The organism is Marinobacter sp. CA1 (assembly GCF_020546665.1).
Taxonomy (GTDB): domain Bacteria; phylum Pseudomonadota; class Gammaproteobacteria; order Pseudomonadales; family Oleiphilaceae; genus Marinobacter; species Marinobacter xestospongiae.
This window is the reverse complement of record NZ_CP071785.1, coordinates 126,970-139,550: the sequence shown is the minus strand read 5'-3', so window position 1 is coordinate 139,550 and position 12,581 is coordinate 126,970. Positions and strand designations below refer to the sequence as shown.

The window sequence follows — 12,581 nt, the reverse complement described above, 5'->3', positions numbered from 1 at the left end:
CTCTCTACCGAACTTCACGGGGTACCATAGCTGCCGATGAAATCTGGCAGTAAGAGACAACCATCACTCAACACTAACCGTATGAACACACCCGAATTCGTCATACTCACCATCAACGCGATCATCATTGTCATCGCGTACTTCTTTGTCTATCCAAGATTCTGTGGCGCCAATACCCACCGGATTGCCGTGAACGATCTCATTGCCAGTGGCGTCGCTGTGGCGGTGGCTGGCTCGAAGTTCTGGGGTAGCGGCACGGAGTTCAGCCTGCTGTTCTGGTCCGTCAACTGGTTCTGGTTCAGTTTGCTGACCTACCTGGTGATCGAAATTCCATTGATGCTCTGGTACGCCCGCAAGCACAACATCTGGACGTTCTTTGATCCACATTGATCCTGGGAGCCGCTGAACCGTGATCAGAATCCTGATGCCCGCCGTTCTGCTCATAGCCACTCAAACCAGCCTGGCCGACAGCTTTGAGGCAGCCTTGGTCCAGGCCGCGATGGATCGGACCCAGCAGGAGGTGACCTACGACGGCTCCTATTTCACCATTCCCTACCCCAATGGCGATGTCCCACCACACCTGGGGGTCTGCACCGATGTGATTATCCGCAGCTATCGCGCATTGGGGGCTGATCTTCAGCTCCTGGTCCATGAAGACATGTCTGGGCACTTTGAAGCCTACCCCTCCCGGCGCATCTGGGGCCTGACCCGGCCCGACAGCAACATCGACCATCGCCGGGTACCAAATCTGCGGGTATTCTTTGCACGGCATGGCCAAAGGTTACCCGTGACCGACAACCCGCGTGACTACGCACCCGGTGATGTGGTGTCCTGGAGGCTGCCAGGCAACCTGCCCCACATTGGCATCGTTACAGACCAGCGCTCTGAAACAACAGGCCATCCGCTGATTGTTCACAACATCGGCACAGGCCCAAAACTCGAAGACCGGCTGTTCTCCTACAACATCACCGGGCATTATCGCTACGTTCCGCCCAATTACTCGGAGTAAACCCATGGCATTTTCAGATTCAGAAAGAGATCTGCTGCTGGCGGTGAAAGGGGTTGGCCCTACCGTGGTGAAGCGGTTTGAGGAGATCGGCATCGACACCCTGGCGGATCTGGCCACCTGTGAGGCCGGCGAGATCGCCGACCGGGTCGCCTCAATGCTGGGCACCACCTGCTGGAAGAACAGCCCACAGGCCCGAACCGCCGTTGCAGCGGCCATCTCTCAGGCAAAAGCGGTGGCCACGCCACTCGACTGACAGTCAACAATGACAGGAAAGCAGGGAATGGCGATACGCAGGGTATTGATCCTCGGGGGCTATGGAAACTTCGGCAAACGCATTGCCGAGAACCTGTCGGGAACAGCAGGCACCGTCCTGCTGATTGCCGGCCGTAATGCCGACAAGGCGGAGGCGTTGTGTCGGCAACTGGCTGCCCGGGGCTCGCCGGCCACCCTGGAGCCGGCGGTGCTCGACATCAATCGGGCGACTTTCGTAGATGACCTGCGAGCGTTTGCGCCAGACTTGGTTATCCACACCGGCGGGCCGTTCCAGGGACAGGATTACCGGGTGCCGCAGGCCTGCATTGCCATCGGCAGCCACTACATCGACCTGGCGGACGATCGCCGCTTCGTCTGCGACATCGACAGTCTGGACGACCAGGCCCGCGCCCGTGATGTGCTGGTGGTTGCCGGCGCCAGCTCGGTGCCGGGGCTGTCGTCCGCGGTGATCGATCACTTCACCGATCAGTTCTCGGCTCTAGAACGCATCGATTTTGCCATTGCCCCCGGAAACCAGGCTGAGCGGGGTGAAGCGACCGTCCACGGCATTCTTTCCTACACCGGTCATCCGTTTCCGGTGTTCGATGACGGTGAATGGCGCAACCAGTATGGCTGGATGGCGCCCCGGAAGCAGGATTTCGGCCCCACCATCGGCCGGCGCTGGCTTGCCAATATCAACATCCCCGATCTGGAACTGTTCCCCGAGCGCTACCGTCCGGTCAAAACCGTTCACTTCCAGGCGGGGCTGGAGCTGCCCGTGCTGCACCTGGGCATGGTGATGATGGCCTGGCTGGCGAAAGTGGGCCTGGTCAGGGACTGGTCGGCCTACACCCGGCCCATTGTTCGCGCCAGCGAGTGGTTCATCCGTAGCGGGACCGACACCGGCGGCATGCAGATCAACCTGTCGGGGCGGGACCACAGCGGCCAGACCAGGCACATCAACTGGCTGCTCTGTGCCGAGAACGGCGAAGGCCCGTACATTCCGACCATCTCCACCATCATTCTTGCCAGGAAACTTATCGCCGGATCACTCACCACCCGCGGCGCCACGCCCTGCCTGGGCCTGTATTCGCTGGCGGAGTTTGACCAGGAAATCCGCTCACTGGCCATCCACCACCGAACCGAGGTGACCGATGGATAGCTACCTGCTGCTGAAGCTGGTGCATATTCTCAGCGCGGTGGTGGTGGCCGGCACCGGGACCGGCATCGCCTTCTTCATGTTCATGGCCAACCGCTCAGCCAACCTTGCCGCCCTGGCGGTGACCACTCGCCATGTGGTGCTGGCCGACTGGCTGTTTACCGCACCGGCGGTGGTGACCCAGGCGGTCACTGGTGTGCTGCTGATGGACCGGCTCGGCTACGCCTTCACCTCGGCCTGGTTCCTGCTGGTGGGGTTGCTGTTTGCCTTCATCGGGCTGTGCTGGCTGCCGGTAATTGCCATCCAGTACCGGCTCAGGGCCCTGGCGGAAGAGGCCTTGACCACCGGCGTGCTGGCCCCCGGATTCCACCGCCTGATGCGCTACTGGACCGCGCTGGGCATCCCCGCCTTTGCCGCCATTGTGGTGCTGTTCTGGCTGATGGTGTTCAAGCCGTTGCCGGTGGTTTAGATGACCGACGGATTCCACCTCGCCGCCCGCCTAAGCCTCAGCTTTCTGTGGCTGTTCACCGCCGTCACCTCAGCCTTCCTGGCCAGGGACATTGGCTACCAGGTACTGGCCAGCGGCGGTATCACCGGCACCTTCGCCGACGTGTGTCTCTATTCGGGCAGCCTGGTGGACGCGGCGATCGGCCTGTGGGTGCTGTCGGGGCGCAAGCTGAAACCGTGCTATCTGGTTCAACTGATGGTCATCGCCACCTACACCCTGCTGCTCACCATCATCGACCCCGGTTTCTGGACCCACCCGTTCGGACCGTTGACCAAGAACCTTCCATTGCTCGTTCTGATTGGCGGCTTGTACGCCCACACCCGTGAGTGATGGTGTACCGTTGATGCTCGTTGGTGGCCAGCCCCCGTCCGGCACTAGTCGGACCCGTCGTTGCGGATCAGCACATCCTCACCGGTTGGCCTGGGGCGGCGGTGCATGGCCAGGGCCACCCTCACCATCATGGCGAAGACGACCACCTGAAGCATGCTACTTTCCAGCATCGAGTTAAGCGGGTTGGCTGGCACCAGCGTGATGACCTTCGAGGGCAACTGATGATGGCCAATCGCTGGTAACCCCCACAACCCTGGGTATGATTGGGGGTAAACAAGGAGAGTGTTCTCTGGAGGGCAGAGCCATCTACCCAAGAATTTGATTCATCGGTTTCACGGATAAATTATGACAAACAAGAAACCTGAACCGCTGCTCGTGAAAAATACGGAACTTTCCAGTCAGACATGGCCTGCGGCAAGACGCTGGTCGCTCTGGAAACAGCGGGCAACCCAGTTTGTGCCCTACAATTGCGACATCATAGCGGCCAATGATTACGCCGCCACCCCGTGTGACTTTGATGCCAACATCCGCTATTACCAGGACCGGAAACACGGCATTCTACTCAGTGCTAGTCAGTTTCAGCCCAACATTGTGCAGCGTAGTCAACGACACCTGGCAGACAACTATCAGCATCTGGTCCTGATCTGTCTGAGCGGCTCCCGGGCAATCGTTGAGCATAACTTTCAACGCCGTCAGTTACGTCCCGGTGATTTGTTGTTGCTGGATATGCAGCAGGAATTTGCATTTGCCCTGATGAATCAAGGAAAAGCCATCAACTGCCATATCCCTAGAAGCAAACTCGCACCGGCGTTGCGTAACAGAAAAGACCTGCACCTCCAGATCATCAATGGTCACCAATCGGTTGGTGCGGCGTTGCGTTGCTATCTGCAATTACTGCCATTAACCATCACCAATATTCCGGAGGCGGAAAGGGAACATTACCTGCTATCCGTGGCGGAACTGCTCAACGCATGTCTGACCAAGCAGCCCATTGAAAGCCGCCCGCTGGCCGGGAAACGCTGGCAGATCTACCTCGAGTGTATTGATGAGAATTTCACAGACCCGGATTTCTCCGTCGATAAGATGGCCAAGGCACTGCAGGTGTCATCATCCTACGTTCATCGTCTGTTTCGTCAGCACCAGACGACCGTGCGGCGGGAGATAAAGCGACGCCGGATTGATTATGCCAAACGTTGTCTGCAGCAGCGTCATAGACTCCAGACTCGAGAACTTGCAAGCTTGACCGACATTGCCTTGGCCTGCGGGTTCCGGGGGCTGAGCCAATTCAGCCGCGCCTTTCGGGAACAGGTCGGTATGTCTCCCCGGGATTACAGCAAGCTGGGGCCAGACTTCGACCCCAGGTCCCCAAACACTTTGGGGACCTAAGCCCTTAAGGGTTAACTCGTCATTGTAGGAATGGTGCTACTGCACATTCTCCTTTTTTGAAGGCTCACCATTTATGTTGTGACGGACGCTGCTTGACTCGCTGACCCGGTTGTAACCATTACCCGCATCAATGTAGTAGTAGGAAAAGGCATTCCCCCTGTCCCCTCCAGCCACCAGCGGCACTGCATGAAAACCACCCTTGCCAGGTGCACTCGTCTCAATCAGGGCATCATGAACCGAAACACTGGCAGAGCCCGACAACGCTATTGCAGCAACCGTGCCACCGACACCGCCACCACCGTGGCCACCATGCCCGCCTTTGGCTCCTTTACCACCACCGTCCCAACCATCAGCAGCTTTGCCTCCTTTGCCGCCGATTTTTCCGGCACCACCATCGCCACCACCACCGGCGACAATTCTGGACCCGGACCGGATATCGATGACGACGCTTCCACCGGCCTGCTGGTTATTGGCCCAGATCGCAAACGAGCCACCGCCACCAGAACCCCCGGTACCGCCCTGGCCACCGCCGCCACCGACGCCACCAAAACTGGGGCCAGAATCCCACGCGGCTGAGCCACCAGAGCCTGGCTCACCGAGTCCACCATCCTCGCCACTGGCCGGAACGTAGTAATGACTAAAAATGTCATTGCTGGCGCGCGCACTTTCACCGCTTGCTCCGCCATTGGCCGGGCGAGCGCTTTTTCCCCAATCCCACACGGCATCCGGTCCACACCCCCACCAGATCTTGTCAGTGTGCCGGATATCATCCGGAGCATGACGCCAACCATCAGGATGAACAGGATTGTTACACACCCCTCGGCCCTTGTTCTTGGTGAACCCGGCCAGATAGCCACCGAGATCCATGCCGTGCTGACCAGCCTGACCATCCAGACCGGTTGCTCCCGAACCAGCCACAATCCGGCTATTGGTAATGGCAACCTTCACCGGCGCCAGCAGGTGCAAGCCATACGAGCTCAGCCCCTGACGTTTGTCGACGCCTGCTGACAGTTTGGCCTGACCGGTAGCATTACCCGCGCTGATATCACTGTCGACAATGTTCAACTGGCCGGCACCGGCACCATCAACCTGCAAAGCGACCGCTTGATCGGCATCCACCTGGGTGAGTTTCATCCCTTTTACAGTAATGGTGGCGTAGGGATCGACATCGGCATAGCGTAATCCGGGGCTGTGTAGCTGAAGTTCCGTTTTACCCCCGGTGTAGTACCAGTCCTGATCGAAGCCGCCGTAGAAACTGACCGCCTCACTCAGGTCAATCGTTGCCCCGCGGTGGTCGTGTTGCTGGCTGCCCACCATATAGATGTCCGTTCGCGCGTTTGGCCCCGACGCCCCTACCAGCGCTTCGGCCAAGCTGGGATAGGGGGCTTCATAACTTCCCGTCTTTACCCCCGGATCGGCGGCGGTATCGACAAACACTGCCTTGGCGATGTCTTTCACCACCAGGACCTCGACTTCGGCCAGGCGCTCTTCGCCATCGGAAACCACCGACAGCTGCCAACGCTGTTTGCCGACACCATTGACCGCAAACTGAACTCTCGCACCGGTAGCGACCTCGACCACCTGATCAAAACCACCACCGGAATTTCGCGGCCCTTCGATCAACTGCCAGGTATAGCTCGCCGAGGGTGGAAACTGGGTAGAGTCCGCTTGCAGCATCAGGGTATCGCCTTCACTCAGGTAATCAGCGGAAGCGCTAACATCGACGTTCGTTTTGAAGGACGGGGCGGTGCAGTCGAGAACCTCATCACCGTCGTTGATCCCGTCGTCGTCGGAATCGGCCAGTAATGGATCACTGAATATCCGATAGTCCGGCACCTCGGCCTTGCCGTAGCAATGGCCATCCGGTTCAGTGCTGTAGTACCAGCCGGTCACTTCCAGACCATCGCTGATGCCATCTCCATCGCTATCTATGTCAGTAGAGCTGGTGCCAATATTGGCTTCCACCTGGTTGGTCAATCCATCCCGGTCGGTATCCGTGACGTAGCTGAACACCAGCACATCGCCTGTGTGGACCTCAATATCCCGGAGATCGTAACCGCTCTCCAACAGGTTGTAGTTGATGACTTCCCGTTGCCCGTAGCCATTACCCGTGAGCCGTTCGTGGGAGACTTGCCAGTAGCTCCCAAGATCACTGTTCATGTCCAGACCATTGAGCGCAACCAGTCCATGAGCACTCTCAACGGTCGGTGCGTTCAAACCGTTACTGTTGGCCCAAGAGCGACGCCCCTGCTCAAAGGGCATGCCAAATACCTGGTGGAGAATGTCATAGGCAGAGGTGAAGTCGGTAACACCACGGTTAACGGCCACCCGCTTGTTGATGGTACCGAACCCGCCAGCACCGAAATCCATTTCCACCCGCGCGGTCCGCTCGGCGACGTCCTCATCCCCCAGCAACGCATTGGAGCCATCGGCGACCCGCAGAGCGTAGCTGGCCGGACGAACCATGATCTGCTCCGACCGCCGCATGATCCGTAACGCCTTGTCCAGCGGCAAATCTTTGATGCTGAAGATCAGCAGTTCGCTGGTCGAGTTGCCGATCATGGTGATGCCTTTATCAGCGGCGTTGTCGAACGTCAGATTACCGATGGTTTCCAGACGGTGGGGGTTGGCCGGATCAATCCAGTAGGCGGACAGTACCAGGTCAGCCACACTGTAATCGGTAAAGCTGAGATTCTTCAGACGCAATCCCACCTGGAGCTCAGCCGACGTCATATCCACATTGGACTGCTGCGAACGATCAACCGCCTGCTGGTAAGAGACCGAGTTTTCCGTGCTTTGTGCCGCGCTGTAGGAAAACGCAGCTCCCTCCGTGGTGGTGTGATTGAGTTCACGGCTAAAGGAGTTGCTGATGGTGACTTCTGTCGAAGGAATAATGCCGGCCTCGAAGGATAGCCCAACATCGATGGAATGGGCATGCGCCAGGGTTTCCGAGTTGGCATATTCGATCGAGCGCTCACTGCCGGTGGTGCGGGTCTGGCTGGCTGAGAACGCGGTTTCCTGCGACGTCGACTCACCGGTGCTGACACTCTGCCCCTGCGAGTAGTGAATCGTGGCTTTCGGTTTGGTGACGATCTGCACGCCCAACTCGGGGGTGTTGGCAATCAGCGGATTGTTGCGAATGCCACTGGACTGGCTATAGAGGTTGACCTCGATCAGGTCATTCTTGCCATCACCGTCGGTATCGGCCAGCCAAGGGTTGGTGCCTTTCTCAAATTCGTCGCAGTCGCTGAGCCCATCGGCATCCGAGTCCACTTGGTGGCTGCACTCACCCACAATGGTGTCACCACAGTGAACGGTAAGTTCCCTGGGTGCGGTCGTTAAGGTACAGAAAAGGCCATAGGGTGCCGCCACGATTTCGGCGGTTTCCAGGTCGATCCCGCGCAAAGGGTAGATGCCATCCTGATTGTAGTGTCTTGTTTCGCCCAGGGCGTCCTGAAGCGATAGACTGCCGTGGCCCCAGGTGCCCTGCTGCAGAATGGTCAAGAAACTTTGTACATCCGAGTGATCCTCCGCGTCCCAGGCATCGGTGCCATCACTGAAGTACTCAGTACAGTCTGTGACACCGTCACCATCCGAATCCGTACTGAACACACAGGCTTCAGCAGCAATGGTCTTGTCATGGCAACTGACCAAAATGCGGGAGTCCTCAGCTCTCAGCTCACAGAAGGTTTGCCGGGGATTGGTTTTGACATACAGAGAACTTCGGTCCAGCTCTCCCAACTGATAGTGACCACCCTGGTTGATAGTAAGATGCCCGCCAAAGCCATCGCGGATCACCAGGGACCCCTCTTCCCACTCACCAACCTGATGCACCGTCAGTTCGGGCAGGTTGCCGCTGTGATCCAGTGAGTCCCATGGATCGGTGCCATCCTCAAACTTTTCCTGGCAGTCGCTGATGCCATCGCCATCTGAGTCCGTACTGAACACACAGGCATCCGCCGACAGGGTAGTGTCATGGCAATTGACAGCTACAAAATCGTCGACCGCTTTCAATTCGCAGAAGGCATTTCGGGGATTCGCCTTGACGTAGAGCGAGTTGAGGTCCAGGTCTCCCAACTGGTGATGACCTTTCTGGCTAATGGCAAGCTCTCGTCCGAGGCCATCTTTGATCAGCAGGGAACTGCCCTGCCACTCGCCGAAATGGTAAACCGTTAGCCCGGGTTTGATGCCCTTGTGGTCGAATTGATCCCAGGGGTCCGTGTCATCGTCCAGCATCTCTTGGCAATCGGTTACCCCATCTTTATCCGAGTCCGTGCCGGTATTGCACTGCGAGCGATGGTCGAACACCGCAACACAGGTCACCGTGGGTTGGCCATTGGTGTTGCCGATGCCGCAAATCAGCCCCGGTGGGTTTTGCTCAACCCTTAGGGTTCCCGTATCAAGAATGTCAACGTCGTAGTCGCCAGGCCCCGACATGGTCAGTCCATTACCGGCGTCATCCGCCAACACCAGTTCTCCGTTAAACCAGCGACCTTCGGTTTCTACCACCAGCTGCGCCGGTTGTGTATCGCTTCCACCGCCACAGGCCGTTAACGCCAGCACCGCTGCGATCCCAATCAGTCCTTTCATCTCATCACCCAAAGTTACAACTCAAACGACGGGGCAATGTATCAAGGCCGAATCCAGCGAATTTGACGCCTTGTGAACTTTTGACCGGAGGTGAACAGAAAAGCGCTTCAACGTGAGCACCCCGGCTCAGGAACCATAGAAAAAAGGGGCACCGGCCGGTCGCCGTGTGCCCCAAAGGAGAGTCTGTTGTTGGCTGGACGATCGCTCGTGTGGCGATCAGTCGCTTTCCGGGCCCTCAGTAATGGCCACTTTCATGCGCCGGCGCAGCAGCGGGCCGACGATGTAGGGCAGCGCCAGCCCCAGGGCGGCGAAGGCCCACAGACCGATGGCCAGCGGCGAGCCCCAGAGGGTGCTCCAGTCGCCGTCGGAGAGCACCAGGGCGTGGCCCAGGTTCTTCTCCATTTCCGGTCCCAGCAGCATGCCGAGGATGATCGGCACCAGCGGGATGTCCAATTTGCGGAGAACATACCCGGCCACCCCGAAGGCGATCATGAAGTACAGGTCGAAAGTGCTGTGGCTGATGGAGTAGATGCCCACAAACGCCACCATGGTGACAATGGGCAGCAGGTACATCGGCGGCACCGACAGCAGCTTCACGAAGAAGCCTACCAGTGGGATGTTCAGCACCAGCAGCAGCACGTTACCGATCAGCAGCGCCGCGATCACGCCCCAGACGATGTCGGCGTTCTGGGTGAACATCAGTGGACCCGGGGTGATGTTGAGGGAGATCAGCATCGCCAGCAGCACCGCGGTGGTGCCACTGCCGGGCACGCCGAGGGTCAGCATTGGTACCAGAGCGCCGGAGGAAGCGCCGTTGTTGCCGGCTTCCGGCGCCGCCACACCGCGGCTGTCGCCGTCACCAAAGTGCGCTTTCTTGCCCAGGTACTGCTTCTCCAGGGTGTAGCTGATGAAACTGCCCAGAGAAGCCCCCGCCCCAGGCAACACCCCGGAGATGAAACCGAGGATACCGCCACGGAACAGCGTGGGGATGGTGGCAATCACTTCCTTCAGGCTCAGGCTGAGCTTGCCCACCTGGATCAGCTTGCGACCGGCCCCGGCGCGGGACTCGATGAAGAACAGCAGTTCCGAGATCGCAAACAGGCCGACAATGGCGAGGATGAAGTCGATGCCCTCGTACAGCTCCAGCACCCCGAAGGTGTAGCGCTGGGTGCCGGTGGCGATGTCGATACCAACGGTGGAGATCATCACCCCGAGGGTCGCAGCCACCACGGTCTTCATCGGGTTCTTGCCGGTGATGCCACCAAGGGTGGCAAACGCCAGCAGGAACAGCGCGAAGTACTCCGCCGGCCCGAAGGTCAGCGCAAACCGGGCCAGTACCGGTGCCAGCAGGATCAATCCGATGGTGCCGATCAGGCCGCCGGCAAACGAGGCGATGGCAGAGATCGCCAGGGCATCGGCAGCCCGGCCCTTCTGAGCCATCGGGTAGCCATCCAGGCAGGTCATCATCGCCGGCTCGTCACCGGGGATATTCAGCAGGATCGAGGAAATCCGACCGCCGTACATGGCCCCGGCGTACACCGACGTCAGCAGGATCATCGCGGTTTCCGGCGGCAGCCCGAGGGTGAACGCCAGCGGAATCAGGATCGCCACGCCATTGGCCGGCCCCAGTCCCGGCAGCGCGCCGATCAGGGTGCCAATGAAGGCACCAAACAGTGCAAACATCAGGTTGTAGGGCGTCAACGCGACGGCAAAACCGTCCATCAGAAACTGCAGGGTTTCCATCATTCACCTCCCAGCGGCCCGGCGGGCAGGCTCAGGGACAGACCGTAGTTGAACACCACGAACACCACCACGGCGCTGGCCAGACCCGACAGAAACGCCGTCGACGGCTTGGCACCCATACGCCAGCTCAGCGAGCCCACCGCCAGGGTGGTGGCGGCGACAAAGCCCAGCGGTTCAATCAGCGCGGCGTACACCACCAGAATCACCACCGCCAGCACCAGCTCACCGGCGGTGCGGCCCAGGGGCCAGCCCTGGTCCGGGTCCGGCTTCACCATCAGGTACAGGCTCGACAGTGCCAGCACGATGGCCAACAACGTGGGAAACGTCTCCGGTCCCACGGCCTCGGCGCCTCCGAAAGGCTCCGGCCACTGCTGTGCCGCCCAGCCATAGGCCACGGCGAGCACCAGCAGGACCAGGCCGAGGACTCGGTCACCCCGGGCGGTCATTTCAGCAGACCGATTTCACGGGACAGCGCCTCCACGTCAGCCACCTGACGCGCGATGAAGGCGCGGAAATCGCCCTCCGGCTGGAACGGAATCAGGCCGTTCTTCACCATCACTGCCTGCCACTGTTCGCTGTCGTACAGAGTGGCAACGGCATTGCGCCAGTAGGCCTTGGCCTCATCGGAGGCATCCTTTGGCATGTAGAAGCCGCGCCAGTTGGCACCCAGGGCGTCGACGCCCTGCTCGCGTGCGGTGGGGATGTCACTGAAACGGCCCGGCAGGCGCTCTTCTGCCAGCACCGCCAGCACGCGGATGTCGCCGGACTCCAGGAAGCCGGTCACTTCCGAGATGTCGCCGGTGAAGGCGTCCACCTGGCCACCAACCACCTGGGTCAGGGCCTCACCGCCGTTGTTGTAGGACAGGTAGGGAATGTGGGGCAGATTGCTCACACCGTCGGCCTTGGCAGCGATCAGCACCTTGAGGTGATCCCAGCCGCCGCGGGCACTGGCACCGGAGAACTTCACCGACCGCGGGTTGGCCTTCATATCCGCCAGCAGGTCGTTCAGGCTCTGGTAGGGCGAATCCTTGCTGACCGCGATGACGCCGTAATCGGCCCCCACGGTGCCCACCCAGGTCACCATGTCGGCATCCATCCCCGGGAACTGGCCCTGGGCCAGGCGAGTGGTGGTGGCGTTGGAGGCGGCCACCAGCAGCTTGTCGTCACTGCGGCGCTTGCTCACGGTGTGGGCGTAGGCCACGCCGCCGCCAGCGCCGGCCATGTTGATGGTCTGCACCGAGCCGGGCACCAGTTCGAGTTCCTGCAGCACCTGGCCGGCGCTACGGCAGGTAAAGTCCCAGCCACCGCCAGGATCGGACGGGGCAATACATTCGACTTTTCCGGAAGGTTCCCAGGCCAGGGCCTGGAGACTGACGGCGGCGGCCGCCACGAAGGACAGGGTTCGTTTAATCAGCATCGTTGTCACCTCACAATTGTTTTTATCGCCATCCCGGAGGCTGGGCCGAGCGATGCGGCCCGGGGGACAGGGTCAGTCACGAGGTTAAATAGTGATCAGCCACGGCGGAAAGCTTGTGGGCGTAATGCCTTTAAAGAACGTTGCGGGCGTTTTGGTCATATTGTTCACGGGCAATTCCCTGATGCCT

The 12,581-nt window shown here is 59.7% G+C and carries 11 protein-coding genes; 7 read left to right on the top strand and 4 right to left on the bottom strand.

What is annotated here, in order from left to right:
• The first annotated feature begins 81 nt into the window (after positions 1 to 81).
• The 7 genes from J2887_RS00615 (at position 82) to J2887_RS00585 (ending at position 4,644) form a co-directional block, all read left to right on the top strand.
• Entirely contained in the window at positions 82 to 390 is a 309-nt protein-coding gene (locus J2887_RS00615) for a hypothetical protein (RefSeq protein ID WP_227173370.1), read from the top strand.
• Between the two features lie 19 nt (positions 391 to 409).
• A complete protein-coding gene (locus J2887_RS00610) occupies positions 410 to 1,009 on the top strand; it encodes a DUF1287 domain-containing protein (protein WP_228752829.1) in 600 nt (199 codons plus the stop codon).
• Positions 1,010 to 1,013: 4 nt separating this feature from the next.
• Positions 1,014 to 1,262 (top strand): helix-hairpin-helix domain-containing protein, encoded by a 249-nt coding sequence (locus J2887_RS00605; RefSeq protein ID WP_227173368.1) that lies wholly within the window; start codon positions 1,014 to 1,016, stop codon positions 1,260 to 1,262.
• A 27-nt stretch (positions 1,263 to 1,289) separates the two neighbouring features.
• Positions 1,290 to 2,423 carry a saccharopine dehydrogenase NADP-binding domain-containing protein gene (locus J2887_RS00600; protein ID WP_227173366.1) on the top strand — a complete coding sequence of 378 codons (1,134 nt, stop codon included), beginning with the start codon at positions 1,290 to 1,292 and terminating at the stop codon, positions 2,421 to 2,423.
• Positions 2,416 to 2,889 (top strand): DUF2269 family protein, encoded by a 474-nt coding sequence (locus tag J2887_RS00595; protein ID WP_227173364.1) that lies wholly within the window; start codon positions 2,416 to 2,418, stop codon positions 2,887 to 2,889. The genes J2887_RS00600 and J2887_RS00595 overlap by 8 nt, the downstream gene beginning before the upstream one ends.
• Entirely contained in the window at positions 2,890 to 3,258 is a 369-nt protein-coding gene (locus J2887_RS00590; RefSeq protein ID WP_227173362.1) for a DoxX-like family protein, read from the top strand.
• 345 nt (positions 3,259 to 3,603) lie between these two features.
• Positions 3,604 to 4,644 carry a helix-turn-helix transcriptional regulator gene (locus J2887_RS00585; RefSeq protein ID WP_227173361.1) on the top strand — a complete coding sequence of 347 codons (1,041 nt, stop codon included), beginning with the start codon at positions 3,604 to 3,606 and terminating at the stop codon, positions 4,642 to 4,644.
• Between the two features lie 36 nt (positions 4,645 to 4,680).
• Here J2887_RS00585 and J2887_RS21695 read toward each other — a convergent pair whose 3' ends face one another.
• The 4 genes from J2887_RS21695 to J2887_RS00565 form a co-directional block, all read right to left on the bottom strand.
• Entirely contained in the window at positions 4,681 to 9,234 is a 4,554-nt protein-coding gene (locus J2887_RS21695) for a hypothetical protein (RefSeq protein ID WP_267461606.1), read from the bottom strand.
• 216 nt (positions 9,235 to 9,450) lie between these two features.
• Positions 9,451 to 10,977 carry a tripartite tricarboxylate transporter permease gene (locus J2887_RS00575; protein ID WP_228752854.1) on the bottom strand — a complete coding sequence of 509 codons (1,527 nt, stop codon included), beginning with the start codon at positions 10,975 to 10,977 and terminating at the stop codon, positions 9,451 to 9,453.
• Positions 10,977 to 11,423, bottom strand: coding sequence for a tripartite tricarboxylate transporter TctB family protein (locus J2887_RS00570; RefSeq protein WP_227173359.1), 447 nt, complete (start codon positions 11,421 to 11,423; stop codon positions 10,977 to 10,979). Before J2887_RS00570 ends, J2887_RS00575 begins: the two co-directional genes overlap by 1 nt.
• Positions 11,420 to 12,394 (bottom strand): Bug family tripartite tricarboxylate transporter substrate binding protein, encoded by a 975-nt coding sequence (locus J2887_RS00565; protein ID WP_227173358.1) that lies wholly within the window; start codon positions 12,392 to 12,394, stop codon positions 11,420 to 11,422. Before J2887_RS00565 ends, J2887_RS00570 begins: the two co-directional genes overlap by 4 nt.
• Positions 12,395 to 12,581 lie beyond the last annotated feature (187 nt).

Bases quoted from the DNA above. Each gene is read 5' to 3' on its own strand.
- J2887_RS00615 (WP_227173370.1), top strand. From the start codon at position 82: ATGAACACACCCGAATTCGTCATACTCACCATCAACGCGATCATCATT.
- J2887_RS00605 (WP_227173368.1), top strand. From the start codon at position 1,014: ATGGCATTTTCAGATTCAGAAAGAGATCTGCTGCTGGCGGTGAAAGGG.
- J2887_RS00600 (WP_227173366.1), top strand. From the start codon at position 1,290: ATGGCGATACGCAGGGTATTGATCCTCGGGGGCTATGGAAACTTCGGC.
- J2887_RS00595 (WP_227173364.1), top strand. From the start codon at position 2,416: ATGGATAGCTACCTGCTGCTGAAGCTGGTGCATATTCTCAGCGCGGTG.
- J2887_RS00590 (WP_227173362.1), top strand. From the start codon at position 2,890: ATGACCGACGGATTCCACCTCGCCGCCCGCCTAAGCCTCAGCTTTCTG.
- J2887_RS00585 (WP_227173361.1), top strand. From the start codon at position 3,604: ATGACAAACAAGAAACCTGAACCGCTGCTCGTGAAAAATACGGAACTT.
- J2887_RS21695 (WP_267461606.1), bottom strand. From the start codon at position 9,234: ATGAAAGGACTGATTGGGATCGCAGCGGTGCTGGCGTTAACGGCCTGT.
- J2887_RS00575 (WP_228752854.1), bottom strand. From the start codon at position 10,977: ATGGAAACCCTGCAGTTTCTGATGGACGGTTTTGCCGTCGCGTTGACG.
- J2887_RS00570 (WP_227173359.1), bottom strand. From the start codon at position 11,423: ATGACCGCCCGGGGTGACCGAGTCCTCGGCCTGGTCCTGCTGGTGCTC.
- J2887_RS00565 (WP_227173358.1), bottom strand. From the start codon at position 12,394: ATGCTGATTAAACGAACCCTGTCCTTCGTGGCGGCCGCCGCCGTCAGT.